The 14,904-nt window shown below is 73.6% G+C and carries 14 protein-coding genes; 3 read left to right on the top strand and 11 right to left on the bottom strand.

Going from position 1 to position 14,904, the window contains the following annotated elements; translation table 11 throughout:
* Positions 1-9 precede the first annotated feature (9 nt).
* The 6 genes from efeB to C0216_RS30105 form a co-directional block, all read right to left on the bottom strand.
* On the bottom strand, positions 10-1,275 hold the full coding sequence (gene efeB, locus C0216_RS30130; protein ID WP_114058274.1) for an iron uptake transporter deferrochelatase/peroxidase subunit: 1,266 nt from the start codon (positions 1,273-1,275) through the stop codon (positions 10-12).
* A gap of 5 nt (positions 1,276-1,280) precedes the next feature.
* The gene (locus C0216_RS30125; RefSeq protein ID WP_114058273.1) at positions 1,281-3,338 is read right to left on the bottom strand and encodes a copper resistance protein CopC; all 2,058 of its coding nucleotides are present in this window, start codon (positions 3,336-3,338) and stop codon (positions 1,281-1,283) included.
* 23 nt (positions 3,339-3,361) lie between these two features.
* Entirely contained in the window at positions 3,362-3,880 is a 519-nt protein-coding gene (locus tag C0216_RS30120; protein WP_114058272.1) for a copper chaperone PCu(A)C, read from the bottom strand.
* Positions 3,877-4,530, bottom strand: coding sequence for an SCO family protein (locus tag C0216_RS30115; RefSeq protein WP_114058271.1), 654 nt, complete (start codon positions 4,528-4,530; stop codon positions 3,877-3,879). Before C0216_RS30115 ends, C0216_RS30120 begins: the two co-directional genes overlap by 4 nt.
* Before the next feature lie 104 nt (positions 4,531-4,634).
* Complete coding sequence (locus C0216_RS30110) at positions 4,635-5,333, bottom strand: YcnI family protein (RefSeq protein WP_114058270.1); 699 nt, start codon at positions 5,331-5,333, stop codon at positions 4,635-4,637.
* Positions 5,334-5,434: 101 nt separating this feature from the next.
* Complete coding sequence (locus C0216_RS30105) at positions 5,435-6,235, bottom strand: hypothetical protein (protein WP_114058269.1); 801 nt, start codon at positions 6,233-6,235, stop codon at positions 5,435-5,437.
* 216 nt (positions 6,236-6,451) lie between these two features.
* Between C0216_RS30105 and C0216_RS30100 the strand changes: the two genes are divergently transcribed.
* Entirely contained in the window at positions 6,452-6,940 is a 489-nt protein-coding gene (locus C0216_RS30100) for an ATP-binding protein (RefSeq protein WP_114058268.1), read from the top strand.
* Positions 6,941-7,031: 91 nt separating this feature from the next.
* Here the strand turns inward: C0216_RS30100 and C0216_RS30095 are convergent, their stop codons facing one another.
* On the bottom strand, positions 7,032-8,498 hold the full coding sequence (locus C0216_RS30095) for an aminopeptidase P family protein (protein WP_114058267.1): 1,467 nt from the start codon (positions 8,496-8,498) through the stop codon (positions 7,032-7,034).
* Between the two features lie 85 nt (positions 8,499-8,583).
* Positions 8,584-10,125 carry a PP2C family protein-serine/threonine phosphatase gene (locus C0216_RS30090; protein WP_114058266.1) on the bottom strand — a complete coding sequence of 514 codons (1,542 nt, stop codon included), beginning with the start codon at positions 10,123-10,125 and terminating at the stop codon, positions 8,584-8,586.
* A 413-nt stretch (positions 10,126-10,538) separates the two neighbouring features.
* Between C0216_RS30090 and C0216_RS30085 the strand changes: the two genes are divergently transcribed.
* Together C0216_RS30085 and C0216_RS30080 are read left to right on the top strand one after the other, a co-directional pair.
* The gene (locus C0216_RS30085) at positions 10,539-11,345 is read left to right on the top strand and encodes a bifunctional DNA primase/polymerase (protein WP_114058265.1); all 807 of its coding nucleotides are present in this window, start codon (positions 10,539-10,541) and stop codon (positions 11,343-11,345) included.
* A gap of 123 nt (positions 11,346-11,468) precedes the next feature.
* On the top strand, positions 11,469-12,086 hold the full coding sequence (locus C0216_RS30080) for a hypothetical protein (protein WP_174250486.1): 618 nt from the start codon (positions 11,469-11,471) through the stop codon (positions 12,084-12,086).
* A gap of 196 nt (positions 12,087-12,282) precedes the next feature.
* Here C0216_RS30080 and C0216_RS30075 read toward each other — a convergent pair whose 3' ends face one another.
* From C0216_RS30075 to C0216_RS30065, 3 genes are all read right to left on the bottom strand, one after another.
* A complete protein-coding gene (locus tag C0216_RS30075) occupies positions 12,283-13,257 on the bottom strand; it encodes a DUF5926 family protein (protein ID WP_114058263.1) in 975 nt (324 codons plus the stop codon).
* Between the two features lie 126 nt (positions 13,258-13,383).
* The gene (locus tag C0216_RS30070; protein ID WP_114058262.1) at positions 13,384-13,986 is read right to left on the bottom strand and encodes an ATP-binding protein; all 603 of its coding nucleotides are present in this window, start codon (positions 13,984-13,986) and stop codon (positions 13,384-13,386) included.
* 85 nt (positions 13,987-14,071) lie between these two features.
* Positions 14,072-14,872 carry a glycerophosphodiester phosphodiesterase gene (locus C0216_RS30065; protein WP_114058261.1) on the bottom strand — a complete coding sequence of 267 codons (801 nt, stop codon included), beginning with the start codon at positions 14,870-14,872 and terminating at the stop codon, positions 14,072-14,074.
* Between the last annotated feature and the right edge of the window lie 32 nt (positions 14,873-14,904).

The raw sequence follows: 14,904 nt of genomic DNA, 5'->3' as shown, positions 1-14,904 counted from the left end.
CGGGCACCTTCACCCTTCGAGCAGCCGCTGGCCCACGTACTCGCCGTCCCGCGGGCCGGGCGGGACTGCGTACAGCCCGCTGGATTCGTGCCGGATGAACGCCGACAGGGCGTCCCCGCGGTCGAGCTTGCGCTGCACCGGGACGAACCCGCGCAGCGGGTCCGCCTGCCAGCAGATGAAGAGGAGCCCGGCGTCGGGCGCCCCGTCTTCGGCTGTGCCGTCGTGGAAGGAGAACGGCCTGCGCAGCATCGCCGCCCCGCCGTTCTGCGCCGGGGCGGAGATGCGGGCGTGCGCGTTGGCCGGGATGACTGCCTTGCCGTCGGGGCCGATCTTGTCCAGGTCCAGTGCGGTTGTCTCCGAACCGCCCGTCAGAGGAGCGCCGGTGGCTTTGTTGCGCCCGATGACCTGCTCCTGCTGGGCGAGGGACTGCTTGTCCCACTCGTCGAGCAGCATCCGGATGCGGCGGACGACCGCGTACGAACCCCCGCCCATCCACGCGTGCTCCGCCGGCCCCGGCCCCGCGGCGGGCACGAAGATCCGCTTCTCGAAGTCCGCCTCCGAGGGCTTCGGATTGTTGGTGCCGTCGACCTGGCCCATCAGGTTGCGGGAGGTCATCGGCGAGGCGGTCGCGCCGGGCGACCGGTTGAAGCCGTCCATCTGCCAGCGCACCCTGGCCGCGTCCCCGGCGTCCTTCTGGATCGCGCGGAGGGCGTGGAATGCCACGAGGCCGTCGTCGGCGCCGATCTGCACCCACAGGTCGCCGTTGCTGCGCTGCGGGTCCAGCCGGTCGGAGGAGAAGTCCGGCAGCGGATCGAGGGCCGCAGGCCGGCGGGCGGTGAGCCCTGTGCGCTCGAAGAAGGAGTGCCCGAAACCGAAGGTCACGGTCAGCGAGCACGGCCCTGCGTCCAGGGCGATCCCGGTGTCCGCCGTGGCCGCGGTCTCGCCCGCCATCAGCCGGCGGGCGGTCTCGGACCAGCGGCGCATCAGCGCGGCCGCCTCCTTCCGCCCGGCCCCAGGGGCCAGGTCGAAGGCCAACACGTGCCCCTTGGCCTGCAGGGGGGTGGTGATGCCCGCCTGGCGCTCGCCGTGGAAGGCGACCCGGGCGGCGCCCACGGCGGAAAGGCTGCCGGTGCCGCCGGACGGGGTGGCGGCGATGGCGGACTGCACCAGCGCGCCGCCCGTGGCGCCCAGCGCGAGCCCGGTGGCGCCCGCCGCGCCGACGGTGCCGAGCAGCCGGCGGCGGGAGATCTCGATGTCGGTGTTGCTCTCGGTCACGCTGTTCAGCCGATCTTCACTGTCTTCTGCACGGTCGTCTGATCGATCTCGGAGGTTCGGACGGTCACGTCGATGCGCCACTCTCCGGCCAGTGGCAGCTGGACGCCGGGAGCGCTCCAGTGCCCCGGGTCCGCCCGGTCGGCCGAGGCCGGCAGCGGGCCGACCTCCTTGGCCGGGAGGGTGAAGGCCACCTTGACCTCGGGCAGGTCGAGCGGCGCGCCGTCCGGTGACTCGGCCCACACGTGGAGGGTGTTGGAGCCGGTCCGCCCCGGGTCCAGCTCCAGCCGGACGGAGCCCTTGCCGTTCGTGCCTCCCGTGTCGAACGGCAGAGTGACCTTCACGGCCCGGTTGGGCACGGCGGGCGAGGAAGCGCCGTTGCGGCCCGCGTCCTGGATGGCGACCCGGCCCGGCTCCGTGCTCGTCAGCACGGTGGTCACGGCGAGGACCGCGACAGCCACCGCCGCCTCGGCCAGCACGGAGCGGCGCAGGCCCGCCCGTGCCGGGTCGGCGTCCCGGGCCTGCCGCCGGAGCGCCTTCTCGCGTGCTGCCCGCTGTCGGGCGAGCTGCGCGGCGCGCGCTGGATTCTCGGGCGTGTCCGCCCCCGCGGTGGGTGTTTCACGTGAAACACCCACCGAGACGGACGTTTCACGTGAAACCGCGGCCGTCTCTGCTGCCGTTGCCGTTGCCGTTGCCGTTGCCGCTGTCGGCTCGTCCGCTTCGGCCGACACCGCCGGTGCCTCCCCCAGCCGCGCGGTCCAGCGCCGCGAGAGGTAGGCGATCCCGACGAGGACGGGCACCAGGCCGCCCTTGATGATCAGCAGCTGCCCGTAGCTGGTACCGGTCAGGGCCTGCCAGCTGCCGAGCTGGCGCCACGACTGGTAGGCCCCGGTCGCGGCCAGCACGACGACTGCCGCAAAGGCGATCCGGGAGAACCGGCGCACGGCCTCCCGCTCCATGTCCGGCACGGTGTACAGCGCGACGAGCAGCGCGGTGAGCCCGCCCAGCCAGGTAGCCGCGGCCAGCAGGTGCAGGATGTCGACCGGCATCGCGATGCCGCTTTGCAGGCCGGTGGAGGCGTGCTCCGACAGCGCCCATGTCGCGGCGATGCCCGCGGCGAAGACGCTGCCCGCGACGGCGAGGCCGAAGAACAGGTCCGCGGCGTGCTTGCTGTCCTCCTTCCCGTCCCCCTTCCCGGCGGCCGCCTCCCGGGCGTCGGCCCCGCCCTCCGGGGCGGCGGACTGCCGGCGGGCGAACGCGCCGAACAGGACGGCGATGAAGAGGGCGGCGGCCCCCAGCAGGAGCAGCCGGGAGACGAGAGCGGCGCCGGTCTTGGTCTCCAGGACCGCCTTGAGCCCGGCGAGGTCGAAGACGTCGGCGAAGTTCCCCGACCCGGTGTACGGGTGGCGCAGCACCAGCACCACCAGCGTGGCGGCGGTGAGCACGACCCACGCGCGCAGGACGAGCTTCTGCATCGGGCGCGCGGCGGCACCCCGTCGCCAGCACGCCAGGATGAAGGCGCAGGAGCCGGCGAGGACGGTGAAGCCGGCATAGGCGGCGTACCGGGCGAGCGCATAGGCGGTGCCGACGGGGCCGCCGCCCGCGTTCGCCACGGGCAGCGCCACCGTCGTCTCCGAGGGGGCGCCGATGGAGAAGGTGAACGCCCCCGCGATGGGGTGGCTGTCGGCGGAGACGGCCTGCCAGGCCACGGTGTACGTGCCGTCGGGCAGGCCCGGGTGGAGCGCGGTGCCGTACCGGATGGTCGACCCGCTGCACATGTCCCGGATCTCCCCGGTGTCCACCCGCTTGCCCCGGGGGTCCAGGACGCGGATGGAGTCGTCGCCCAGGGCGACCTTCTCCGAGAAGGAGAGGGTGACCTGGGCGGGCGCGGTGGCGACCACCGCCCCCTCCCCGGGGTCGCTCGCAGTGAGTGCGGCGTGCGCCGAGGCCGGGCCGGCCGCGGCGGACAGGAGTGCCAGCAGTGCTGCGAGGACCAGCGCGAGCCGCGGCAGTACTGCCGCGGCGCGGACACGGGCCGGGGGTGGGGCGGGGGCGGTGGCCGTCATGGCGTATCGGTCCCTCGGATCCGTCAGTGGGCGGTGGCGTGCTGGGCCTGGTACGTCCGTTCCTTCACGTCCAGCTCGACCTTGACCGGGTCGGCCTTCTCGAAGCGCAGCTCGACGGTGATCTTGTCGCCGACCTTCGGCTTCTGCTTCAGGCCCATGAACATGATGTGGTTGGCGCCGCGCTCCAACCTGAGCTCGCCGTTCGCGGGGACATCCATGGACGGGACCTGCTGCATCTTCTGGTCCTTGGTCTCGTGGATCTGGAGGTCGTCCGAGAGCGCGCTGGTGGCGGAGACGAGCTTGTCCGCGGTCTTCGAGTCGTTCTTGATGACCATGAAGCCGCCGGCCATTTTGTCGTTGACCGGCTCCGGCATGAAGGCGCCGCTGACCGACAGCTTCGGCTTCTCCGCGGCCGGTGCGCCGGCACCTGCTCCCGCCCCGGAATCGGACGAGGAGCCGGAGTCCGAGGAGCAGCCGGATATGGCCAGTGCGGCTGCCAGGGAGAGGGCGGCGGCGAGGGTGCGGGTGGTGCGGGCGGTCACGGGTTCTCTCCCTTGGCGATCTTCGGCAGGTCTGCGGTGTAGGTGTCGACGGTCGTGTTCTCCCCGTAGAGGAGGTAGCCCTCGTCCGTCTTGGGGGAGAAGGCGATGACCTGGGCGCCGTGCATGGAGACGACGCTGCCGTCGGACTCCTTCTTGGCGGGGTCGATACCGATGCCGAGCGTGCGGGCCGCGGCCTGGATGGTGGCGAAGTCCCCGGTAAGCCCGACGAAGGACGGGTCCTGGGCCTTGAGCCACGCGCCGAGCGATTCGGGGGTGTCCCGTTCGGGGTCGGTGGTGACGAAGACGACCCGCAGGTTCTCCTGGTCGGCCTGGGGCAGCGCCTTCCGGGCGACGGCGATGTTGCTCATCGTCAGCGGGCACACGTCGGGGCAGTTGGTGTAGCCGAAGTAGATCAGCGTCGGCTTGCCCTTGGTCTGCTCACGCAGGTTCCACGGCTTGCCGGTGGTGTCCGTCAGGACGAGTTCCGGCTTGTCGAAGGGCCGGTCGAGGACCGTCGCGGTCCCCGTCTTGGCCTGGCCGGAGATCTGGGTGACCGCGTCGGTCCGGGCGGTCGGCTCACCGCCGCAGGCGGAGAGCGTCAGCGCGGCCGCCGCCGCGAGGGCGGCGGCCGTCACACGAGTGGTGCGCATGGGGGTTCCCTGGAACTGGGGGCGGGTTGGTGACGCGCAGCCGGACGGGGTCCGGATGCGCGCATGCTGCGGACGATCCGGGCGGGCCGGTGCGGCCCGGGGGATCAGGAGGTGCGGCGGCGGGCCGTCACGCCGAAGGCGACGCCGGCGACGCCGATCACGATGCCGGTGACGCCGAGGACGCGCGCGGTGGTGTCCGAGCCCTTCCCGGCGGCCGCCTCGGTGTGGCCGGGGTCGGCAGGCTTCTTGGCGTCGTCGTGGTGGGCGTCGGCAGCCTTGGCAGCGGTCAGCTTGAGGACGGGTGCCGGGGTCTGCGGCTCGGGAGCGCCCTCCTTGGCCTCCTCGATCCAGCGGACGACCTCGTTGTTGTCGTACGTCTGGATCGCCTTGAAGACCATCCGGTCGGCGTTGTCCGGCAGCTTGCCGACGGACACCGGGAACTGCTGGAACTTCCCCGGCTCGATCTTGCCGCCGCTCCACGTCACCTTCGTGACGGCCTCGTCGATCTGCTTGCCGTGCACCGTCAGCGGCTTGGCGAGCTTGCTCTTCTCGACCGTGACGGTCCAACCGGGCACGTCCTGCGGCATGACGGAGGACAGGGGCTGGTCGGCGGGGAAGTTGACCTCGACCTGCGTGGTGGAGGCATTATCGCGCTCGTTCGGCACCTTGAACTCGAGGGTGGCGAAGCCGCCCTTGGGGGCGTCGCCCGGCTGCACGGTGACGTGCGCGAAGGCGGGCCCGGACAGGACGAGGACGGCGCCGGCGGCGAGGACGGCGGCGGCGGAGACGCGTGAGCTCTTCATGTGAGGACTCCAGGAGGCGGGATGACGGTGGCTCCGCGCGCGGGCGCGCGGCGTACCGCGGCACCGCTGCCTCCGTGCTCCGGGCCGGGGAGGGTGCCGCGTCAGGCTGCGAGGGCGTAGGCGGCCGGCGGCCCGCGCCTGACCACCGTGTGGTGCAGCGCCTCCCGGCCGGTGTGCGCGGCCGGATCGGCGGCGGTCCGCCGGACCCGCGGACCGGCGGCGGGCGCGGCCGTGAGCCCGGCGCCGAGCGCCCGTACGAACGCCAGCGCGGCGCACAGCGCCCGCACGGGGCCGGCCGCGGCGGAGCCGCGGGACAGCTCGACGAGCCGGAACAGGGCGGCGTCGCCGCGCCCGAGGAGCCAGCCGGCGGCGAGCGCGGCGAGCAGGTGCGCAGCGGTCATGCCGGGGTTGACCAGGCCGGAGGCCGGGGCGGCGGACTCCGCCAGGCCGGCGTGGCCCGCGTGCGCAGAGGCCGCGGCCTGCGCCGCGAGTGCGGCCGGGTCGAGGCCGGCGGCCTCCAGGATCCGGCGGGCGTCCTCGGGGCCGAGCGGGACCGCATTGCCGCCGCAGACGAGCCGGGCGGCGAGTTCGCTGAGCGCGGCATCGGCGTCGGCCGCCTGCGCGGCGGTTCCGTGCTGGGCGAGCCCGAAGACGGCGTGCAGCCCGAGCTGTCCGCCGGCGAGTGCGGCGGCGAGGCCCGGCAGTGAGCGACGCCGCCCGGCGAGCGGTGCGGCGACGGCGAAGACTCCTGCGAACGCGACGGCCAGGGCCCACCAGGGGACCGCCGCGCAGGACGCGAGGGCGTGACCGACCGCGGACAGCACGACGCAGACCGCGGTGAAGACCGCGGCCCGGATCAGCCGGAGGCCGGCTCCGGCGGGCGTCGTCTGCGGGACAGTCATGGCCGGGCCATCATCGCACTGCCCTCCGCACGCCCGTACGGCAGGTCCGGAAGGTCGCCCGTGCCCGTTGTGCGTCGGCTTCACCGGACGTGTCCGGCCCTGGGTGCGGCCTTTCCGCCGCATACACGCCGGTTCCGGCGTGCCGCATCGGCCGAATGAGGGCTGCGCGGGGCGCTGGTGGCTTACGGCCCGGCGGGGGAGGCAATAGGTAACGGTATGAGCATCTGGTGGTCTCTCCAGTTGAGGCGCGAAGCCGCGAGCGTGCCGCTCGCCCGGCGTTTGCTGCTGAGGACGATGGAGACCGCGGGGGTGGACCCGGACATCTCCTACGAGCTGTCGGTGGCGCTCAGCGAGGCCTGCGCGAACGCGGTGGAGCACGGGGGCCCGGCCCCGGCCGCGGAACCGTGCGGCGACTACCGGGTCACCGCCTACCTGGACGGCGACTGCTGCCGCATCGAGGTCACCGACTCGGGTCCGGGCTTCCCGGAGCCGGGCCCGGCGGCGCTGTCCCGGCGGGCGCGGGCGGCGGCGTCCGCCCCCGCGGCCGGCGAGGGCGTCGCCGGCGAGAGCGGCCGCGGACTGTGGCTGATCGAGGAGCTCGCCGACCACGTCCGGTTCCGCAACCGGCCGGGCCGCGGCGCGGTGGTCAGCTTCGACAAGATCCTCAAGTGGCGCGACGGGGCGGCCCTGCTCCAGGTGTCGTGACGCGCCGGAGGGCGGGGCCCCGTGCGGGGCCCCGCCCTCCGGCGGGAATGCGGCGCAGCCGGTCGGCAGCATCCTGCCGGGCCGGCCGCCGTCAGCCCTTGAGGCCCGCCATCCAGGCCTCGACCTCGGCGGAGGCGCGCGGCAGCCCGGCCGACAGGTTCCGGTTGCCGTCCTCGGTGACGAGGATGTCGTCCTCGATGCGGACGCCGATACCGCGGTACTCCTCGGGCACGGTCAGGTCGTCGGCCTGGAAGTACAGGCCCGGCTCGACGGTCAGGCACATGCCCGGCTCCAGCGTCCCGTCGACGTAGGCCTCGGTGCGCGCGGCGGCGCAGTCGTGGACGTCCATGCCGAGCATGTGGCCGGTGCCGTGCAGGGTCCAGCGGCGCTGGAGGCCCAGCTCCAGGACGCGCTCGACCGGGCCCTCCAGCAGGCCCCACTCGACGAGCTTCTCGGCGAGGACGTGCTGCGCGGCGTCGTGGAAGTCGCGGAACTTCGCGCCCGGCCGGACGGCCGCGATGCCGGCTTCCTGGGCCTCGTAAACGGCGTCGTAGACCTTGCGCTGGATGTCGCTGTACGTGCCGCTGATCGGCAGGGTGCGCGTGACGTCGGCCGTGTAGAGGGAGTGGGTCTCCACGCCGGCGTCGAGCAGGAGCAGGTCGCCGGAGCGGACCGGGCCGTCGTTGCGGACCCAGTGCAGGGTGCAGGCGTGCGGGCCGGCGGCGCAGATGGAGCCGTAGCCGACGTCGTTGCCCTCGACGCGGGCGCGCAGGAAGAAGGTGCCCTCGATGTAGCGCTCGGAAGTGGCCTCCGCCTTGTCGAGGACCTTCACGACGTCCTCGAAGCCGCGGACGGTGGAGTCGACGGCCTTCTGGAGCTCGCCGATCTCGAAGTCGTCCTTCACCGCGCGGGCCTCGGAGAGGTAGACGCGCAGCTCCTCGTCGCGCTCGGCGGTGACCTTGTCGGTCAGGGCCTTCTCGACGACTGCGTCGTGTCCGCGGACCACGCGCACCGGACCGGTGGCCTCGGCGAGGGCCTCGGGGAGGTCGCGGACGTCCTTGGCGGGGATGCCGAGGAGCTGCTCGGCCTCGGCGAGGGAGTGCCGGCGGCCGACCCAGAGCTCGCCCTGGCCGGACAGCCAGAACTCGCCGTTCTCCCGGTTGGAGCGGGGCAGCAGGTAGACGGCGGCGGTGTGGCCGCTGTCGCCGGAGGGCTCCAGGACCAGGACGCCGTTCTCGGTCTGGTCGCCGGTGAGGTACGCGTACTCGGTCGAGGCGCGGAAGGGGTACTCGGTGTCGTTCGAGCGGGTCTTCAGCCGGCCGGCGGGCACGACGATGCGGTCGCCGGGGAAGCGCTCGGACAGCGCGGCGCGGCGGGCGGCGGTGTGGGCGGCCTGCGCGATCGGCTCGAGGCCGTGCAGCTCGGTGTCCGCCCAGCCGGTGCGCATGCTCTCGGCGAGTTCGTCGCTGACTCCCGGGTACAGCCCGTTCTTGCGCTGCTTGTGCGTCTGCTTGGGCTGCTCTTCTTCCGGGGTCTCCGGGGTGAGCTCGTCAGCCACGTCTTCTCCTCAGCTACGACAGGACCGGGTTGGGACCGCTTCCATCGTATGTGCGAGGGGAAGACGCAGAGACGACTGTGACAAATCAGTCAAAGCGGGCGGCCAGTAGGACGATGTCCTCCTCGGCGCCCGCCGCGGTCACCGCCGGGTCGCCCGCGGGCACCACTGTCTGCAGGACGTGCTCGCACAGCGCGCCCGGGTCCTGGCGGACCGCCCGGGGCGCTCCGGCGGCCGCGGCGTGGAGCCGCGCGTACGCCCGGTCCATCGGGCCGCCGGTGCGCCGCAGCAGCCCGTCGGTGTACAGCAGCACCGTTTCTCCTGGCGCGGGCTCGAACTCCACACTGGGCGCCTCCCAGCAGGAGAGCATCCCCAGCGGCGCGGACAGCGAGGTCTCGACGAACTCCGTGCGGCGCTCGCCCACGACCAGCGGCGGGGCGTGCCCCGCCCCCGCCAGCACGATCTTGCGCCGGGCGGGCTCGCAGTAGGCGAAGAGGGCGGTCGCGCAGCGGGCGGGCTCGGTCAGCCGCAGCAGCAGTTCGAGGTCGGAGAGGACCGCGACGGGGTCCTCTCCCTCCATGACCGCGTACGCGCGCAGCGAAGCGCGCAGTCTGCCCATCGCGGCGACGGCGCTGGGCCCCGAGCCGGTCACCGAGCCGACCGCCAGGCCGAGCGCCCCCTCGGGCAGCGGGAGGGCGTCGTACCAGTCGCCCCCGCCGCGCGGCGAGGTGAGGTGGCGGGCGGCGAGCCCCACCCCGGGTACGCGGGGAAGCCGGCTGGGCAGCAGTTCCTCGGCGACGGTGGCGAGGCTGGTGCGCGAGCGCTCCGCGTCGAGTACACGGGCGAGGTGCTCGGCGGCGTGGCGGACGTAGAGGCCGACGAGGTCGCGCTGGCGGTCGCTCGGCTCGGCCTGCTCGTCGTAGAGCCAGACGACCGCACCGAGCCGCCCGGTCGCCTCGGCGGTCAGCGGCAGCGCGTAGCTGGCGGCGTAGCCGAGCCGGGCCGCGACCTCGCGGTGCCGGGGGTCGGCCGGTGCGCCGTAGCCGCCGGTGCCGGGTGCGGCGTCGGGCTCGGGCAGCACCTCGGAGCCGCCGTGGGCGTCGGGGAGCCCGTCGAGGATCCGGCCGTAGGGGGTGGCGGCGCGCGGCACCGTCTCGATGTGTCCGAGCTCGGCGCGTCCGAGCCCGAGGCCGACCGTGGTGGCGGGGCCGAGCCCGTCGGACGGCTCCAGCGCGATCAGGCCGCGGCGGGCGCCGACGAGCGCTGCCCCGGCGCGCACCAGCTCGCGGAGCGCCGAGTCCAGGCCGGCCGTGCGGGCGAGGCGTTCGGTGAGCTCGTGGAGGGTGGTCAGGTCGGAGACCATGCCGACGAGCCGGTCCTGCACCAGCGTGCTCGGGGCGGATGCCGCGGCCGGCGCGGCGGGGGTTTGGGCCGGTGCAGCCGCCGTAGTGTGCGGGACCGCTGCGGCTGCCGGATCGATTCCGGCCACTTTCGGCGGATGGGGGGCGCTCATGGCGTCCGCCTTTCCGCCTGGTGCGATACGCCGTATAGCATCGCAAACCCCCAGATCGTGCTGCGCCGCCATCAAGGAATCCACATCTACACGCACACGAGGATCGATGTCCAGCATTGTCCCGGTGGGAATCCTGGTGTCCGTGAGGCTGCAACTCACTGTCCGGTCAAGGCTAGAACTTGGCTGGAAAAAGCGGGAACAGGACGGTTTTTGCGATCGACTGGTCGGACGTGGAAGAGGCTCCGGGTACGTAGTCGGTGTTCCCCGGGGCCAGTTGGCGCAGCCCGGCAACCGCCGGGAACCGCCCGCCAGGGGCCGCCGTCCTTAACGGAGGCAGTCGGTCTCGGTACCGGCACGGGGCCGCGTTCCTCCCGCCCCCGGCCGGACGTTCCATGAACCCGTAACAAAAGTGCACGAACCGTGTGAACCCGCTTCTGGCGGACAGTGGCGCGAAACGTGTACGTGTGGTGAGACACCGCTTGCGTGGTGTGATCAGGCCCTCGGCGTTCAACGGAAAGGAACGAGCGCACATGCGCGAGATCCTCGGAAGGCGTCTCCAGCGGATCCGCAACCGCCTGACAAACCTCCGGTCCGCCCCGGTGCAGCGCGACGACCCGGCCGTTCCCGACCCGGCGCTCCCCGGTACGGCGCTCCGCGATGCGGCGCTGACCTGCGCCACCGCCCGGCGGTGGCCCGTCCTCCCGGGCGTCGGCCCAGCCGGCCCGCCCGGTGCCGCGGTGTCAGCCGTCTCCGCGGCCTCCGCGGCCTCCGCGACCCCGGAGGGCTCCGCCGGACCGGTGCCCCCGGCCGCCCGGTGCGGGTGCCCCGATCCGGACTGCCCCGTACCGGGAGCGCACCCCTTCGACCCGGGGCTGCTCGCCGCCACCACCGACCCGCGGATGGTGGCCTGGTGGTGGACCCGGCGGCCCGGCGCCCCGCTCCTGCTGGCCACCGGCGGCAGCGCGCCGTGCGCGGTGAGCCTGCCCGCCGCCGCGGCCGCACGGGCCGTGGCACGGCTGGAGGGGCAGGGCATGCGGCTGGGCCCGGTCGCGGCCACGCCCACGCGGTGGTCGCTGCTGGTGGCCCCGTACTCGCTGGAGCGGCTCGGTGAACTGCTCTACGCCAAGGACCACGTCCCGTCCGCGCTGCGCTTCCACGGGGAGGGCGGCTACCTGCTGCTGCCGCCCTCCCCCGCCTCCGGCGGCGGGCGGGTGCGCTGGGAGCGGGAGCCCGCAGCGACCGGCGAGCCGTGGCTGCCGGACGTCGAGGCCGTCGTGGACGCCCTGGTCGAGGCGAGCAGCGGGGCCTCCGGCGGCGGCAGCCGTCTCGCGTACTGACGGACCCGCTCCGGAAGGACGCCCGTACCCGGGTCACCCGTACGGGTGCCGGGGCGGCGGGATTCCCGGTGAATTGGGCGCGGGGATCTCCACGCCCCATTCCCGCGTCGCTATCTTCGGCGAATGAATCTCCGCTTGATCGGTATCGGCGCCGGTGTGCTGATCATCCTGTCGCTCCCCTTGGCGGGTGCGATCGCCGGACCGGATTTCGCCGGTCGTGACGACGGAAAAGGCGGTGGGCTGCTCTCCACCCTCGGCATTGCCGGCCCTTCCGGCGGCACCGCCCGGGAATCCCCCGCAGCGTCCGCCGAAGGGAAGGGGCCGGCGCCCGCGCCGGCCGGTGCCGCGGTGCGCCCGGGCGAGCCGGCCCGCCCGGGACCGGCCGAGCAGCCCCGTACGGAATCGGCGTGCGGGCCCGAACTCACCGCGCCGCAGGGGCTGGAGGCGCAGACATGCGTGCTCGCCGCCGAGGGTCGGACCTGGGGGCGCACCTACTACCGCAACACGAGCGGGCGCGCGCTGGACGCCGTCCTGACGGTGATGGGGCCCGCCGGGCGGACGGTGCAGATCCGCTGCACGGTCGGGGCCGGAGACGAGCCGGGGCTGTGCGAGACTCCGCGGGAGGCGTCGGCGGGGCCGCAGGACGCGTACTCGGCCGTTGCGGAGTTTGCAGTTCCGGATGACGAAGGGAAGCTGCTGCTGCGGTCCGGGAGCAACGCACCGGAGGCGCAGGGCCGTTGACCCGCAGCGGAAATGGAAGGGCCCGGTCGCTGGCGACGGGGGATGCACCAGCGACCGGGCTACAAGAACCGTAACAAGAGATCGCCTGTTCGCAAATTCGATCTCTGATATTCAGACACCGATTCGCAGGCGATTAGCGGGAGTTGTGACACCGGTCACCAACCCTGCACGGCCCGTCCCCGGTCGGGCCGGGCGATCAGCTGAGGGTCACCTGGCGGTTGGTGAGCCCGCCGCGCGCGCGGCGCTCGTCCGAGGTCAGCGGGGCGTCCGACGCGAGGGCCGCGGCCAGGCGCTCCGCGAATTCGGCGGCCGGCTTCTCGACGTCCTCCGCGGACACTCCGGTGGGCAGGTCCCAGACGGGGACGACGAGCCCGTGGGCGCGGAAGGAGCCGACGAGCCGGGTGCCCTCGCCGAGCGAGGAGGTGCCTGCCGCGTGCAGCCGGGCCAGGGCGTCGAGCAGCTTCTCCTCGGGGTGCGGCATGACCCAGCGCAGGTGGTTCTTGTCCGGGGTCTCGCACCAGTACGCGGCCTCGACGCCGGCCAGCTTGACCGTCGGGATGGCGGCGGCGTTGGCGCGCTCCAGGGAGGCGGCGATCTCGGGGGAGGCGTTCTGGGCGCCCTCCGCATCCGGAATCCAGAATTCGAAGCCGCTGTGCACAACCGGCTCGAAAACGCCGTCGGTGTCCAGGACGTCCTGGAGTCGCGGACCCTCGGCGGGAACCCGGCGCGCGGCGACCGGATTGCCGGGCTCCGTGGCGATCGCGCGCTCCAGCGTGTCGGCCATCTCGCGGGAGACGTCGCCGCTGCTGGCGTCGTTCTGGAGGCCGAGCAGGACGGAGCCGTCCTCACGGCGCAGTGCCGGCCACGCCATGGGCAGCACGGTCACCAGCGTGACGGAGGGCACGCCCTCGGGCAGCCCGCCCTTGAGCGACAGCGGAACGGTCGCCGCCGGGACGAGTTCGCGCAGCGCGACCCAGTCGCACTCCCCGGGGAGCCCCTCGAAGGGGCGCTGCACGTGTGCGGTCGCGGAGTGCGAGGCGGCCGCACCGTGGCATGCCTTGTACCGGCGGCCGGAGCCGCAGGGGCAGGGCTCGCGCGCGCCCACGACCGGGATCTCGCCGTTCTGGAGCTGCGGCTTTGCAGTCTTGGCTGCGGGGCGCTTCTTGGCCATCGTGGGTGTCTCCCGGGTGCGGCGGTACGGCTGTTGCGTCTGGGCGTGAGCCTAGCCGCTCGTACCGCCGTGGCCCGGCGGGTGCGGCCGGGGGCGCGGTCGGTGCGCGCTCCCGGCAGAGCCGCGTCAGGGAGCCAGATCGTCGAAGGCCGTCGAGAAGTCGAGGACCGGCGCCGCAACGCGCGTAGCGAAATCGTCGTGACGCGGCCCGCACGCGACGATCACCCACACGGTGACCTCGCCCGCTGCCCCGTCCCTGACGCCCCAGTCCGTCGAGAGGGCGCTGATGATGTTCAGCCCCCGGCCGCCGTGCGCCGTGACCGAGGGGGTCGACGGCAGCGGCCGCGTCGGCCCGCCCCCGTCCGTCACCTCTACCGTCAGCCTCCCGGCCCCGTCGACGCGCCACGCGGCGCGGACCCCGCCGTCCCCGGCTCCGGCCGTGTCCAGCGGCCGGCCGTGGCGGCAGGCGTTGCTGAGCAGTTCGGAGAGGATCAGCACGGCGTCGTCCACGACGGTGTCGGGCACTCCGCTGATGCGCAGCTCCTCGCGCATCCGGTGCCGCGCCTCGCTCACGCCCGCAGGACCATGGAGTACGTCCATGCACGACGACGTGGGCACTTCCTGTGCCACCACCAACGCCACCCCCGGAACCTCCTTAGCCCCACGCCAAGGTCTGGATGCCCCCCCTGCCCGGGCCGGAAACCGGCGGCGGGGAGCCCTCTGACGCATTCATGACGAGTGGTTGCGGAGGGGATGCGCCGGGGCACTCCCCGTTACCGGCGTGACTCCGGCGACGGGTGGGCAAACAGGGACGTCAGCGCCCGAGTTGTGACAGAACCTGCCGCGGCCGGTTGGTGATGATGGCCTCCACACCCAGATCAGCGCAGAGCTGAACGTCGTCCGGCTCGTTCACCGTCCAGACGTGGACGGGGTGCCCGGCGTCCTGGAGCCTGCGGATGAAGCCCGGGTTGTTGCGCACGATCCGCATGCCCGGGCCCGCGATCCGCACACCCGCCGGCAGGCGCCCGTCGCGCATGCGGGGGGTGACGAACTGCATCAGGTACACCGTCGGAACCGTCGGGGCAGCCGCCCGCACCCGGTGAAGGGAGCGTGCCGAGAAGCTCATGACGCGGACGGAATGCGGGCCCTCGGCGGGCGGCGCGTCCAGTCCGAAGCGCTTGAGGAGGAAGAGGAGGCGCTCCTCCACCTGTCCGGCCCAGCGCGTCGGGTGCTTGGTCTCGATGGCGAGCTGGACCGGGCGGCCCGCGTCGGCGACGAGCTCCAGCAACCGCTCCAGGGTGAGGACGGACGTCCGCTCGGGGTCGGCCACCCAGTCGGGCGATTCCTCGCGGTCCTTCCAGGAGCCGAAGTCGAGGGCGGCGAGATCGGCGAGCTCCAGGGCGGATACCGCGCCGCGTCCGTTGGAGGTGCGGTTGACCCGGCGGTCGTGGACGAGGACCAGGTGGCCGTCGGCGGTGAGGCGGACATCGCACTCCAGGGCGTCCGCGCCGTCCTCGATCGCCTTCCGGTACGCGGCCAGGGTGTGCTCGGGGGCGTCCTCGGAGGCGCCCCGGTGGGCGACGACCTGGATGGGCGGCGGCGTTGCGTGGGTCACCGGGTCATGGTGCCACCGCGGAGGCCGGCGGT

Source organism: Streptomyces globosus, from assembly GCF_003325375.1.
GTDB lineage: Bacteria > Actinomycetota > Actinomycetes > Streptomycetales > Streptomycetaceae > Streptomyces > Streptomyces globosus_A.
The sequence above is the reverse complement of the archived record's forward strand: the minus strand, read 5'-3'. Positions and strand labels throughout refer to the sequence as shown.